Below are 1,088 nucleotides of genomic sequence, written 5' to 3' on the forward strand. Positions count from 1 at the left end.
GAGGCATCATTTTATGCAGAAAGCGACTTCTCTCGCCCCTTGACAGAAAGAGGTGTGCAGCAGACAAGTGCTTTAGCAAAAGAGCATTTGAGTATATTAAGTGAGGTGAGCCAAATTTGGGTGAGCCCCTTACTAAGAGCTCAGCAGACGGCAAAGGTTTATCAAGACCAGCTGAAGTGCGATGTTCATACCAAGCCTTTTATTACACCCGACTCCTCGCCGAAACAAGTGCTTCGTCAGCTTAATCAGGCCGGAATTGATAATGTGCTGTTGGTATCGCATCAGCCATTGGTCGGAGACTTAGTGAGCCTATTGGTTGAAGGTAATACCTATCAACCTCATCCTTTTATCACGAGTGAGCTAGTAGTACTGGAGCTTGAGCTGATGGAAGCCGGCCTAGCTTATTTACACCAGGATCTTATCCCGCACTAATAATTCACAGGTCTCTTTGTTAGCCCGGTGTGCTCTTAAGCCGGGATCCATGAGGGTCAGAACGAGGTATCGACGTAGCTGGTTTCCTGGTAAAAACACCTCGGGAATGATGAGTTCGGGGAGATGTTCTACTCTGCCCTGAATTGCACCCATTTTATAGAGGAGCTCTATAGAGAATTATTATTCCTCTGTGCAGCAAAGCGCTCCGTGCCCTCTGTGGTTAAGGGGTTTAATCTTGAAATCAAAACCAAAAAACAAATCCACCACAGAGGACACAGAGCGGCAGGTGGCCTGCACGGAGAAAGCCAAAAGAAGGGTTCTTAAATGAATGACTCCAATTATTTAGACTAAGTCGCGCAGAATCTCTACAGCCCGGTTGATCACTCGCTTGGTGGTATAAAAGTGCGGGGAAAAACGAATACCTCCTCCCCGGTTTGCACAGATTACTTTACGTGACATAAGTGTTTGATATAGCTCAGTGCTGTCCTTCCCCTCAATGCGAAAGCAGATAATGCCACTTTGACGCGCTTGGTTTTTATTTTCAGGAGAAATGAAACAAAGGTCATCAATGGTTTGTAATTGTGCCTTCAGATAGTTCGTTCGTTCGCATATGGCTTGATGAATATTGTCGATGCCTATATCCAGCAGTAGCCCCA

2 protein-coding genes are annotated in these 1,088 nt (G+C 45.9%); one reads left to right on the forward strand and one right to left on the reverse strand.

The features are described from left to right. Positions 1 to 432 (forward strand): histidine phosphatase family protein (locus tag A3766_RS16605; RefSeq protein ID WP_068642534.1); only part of this gene is annotated, 432 nt, incomplete at its 5' end. A gap of 342 nt (positions 433 to 774) precedes the next feature. Here A3766_RS16605 and A3766_RS16610 read toward each other — a convergent pair. Continuing rightward, on the reverse strand, positions 775 to 1,088 hold a 314-nt coding region (locus tag A3766_RS16610), incomplete at its 5' end, for an aminotransferase class V-fold PLP-dependent enzyme (protein WP_156508936.1).

This window comes from Oleiphilus sp. HI0132, assembly GCF_001635845.1.